The organism is Bradyrhizobium sp. USDA3516 (genome assembly GCF_057651995.1).
This window is the reverse complement of record NZ_JBYGYN010000046.1, coordinates 1-202: the sequence shown is the minus strand read 5'-3', so window position 1 is coordinate 202 and position 202 is coordinate 1. Positions and strand designations below refer to the sequence as shown.

The 202-nt window shown below is 67.3% G+C and carries 1 protein-coding gene; it reads right to left on the bottom strand.

From position 1 onward, the window contains the following. Positions 1-202 (bottom strand): TauD/TfdA dioxygenase family protein (locus AC24YW_RS36685; protein WP_487487224.1); only part of this gene is annotated, 202 nt, incomplete at both ends.

Here is a 202-nt window from a genome sequence, read left to right as displayed (position 1 = left end):
GCCGCCATAGGGTGGGATCACCACGCCGCGCAGCACGGAGATCTTCGGGTAGGCGTCCACGAAGGTGACATCCGTGTGCCACTGGTCTGCTCTGCCGCCGCCGCCGCGATCGGAGTCCAGTTCGAGGATCGACGATGTGCCCTTGATCGCACCGACCGTGGGGTGCGGCACGAGCGTTCCGAGGCGGACGGCAAAGCACTCC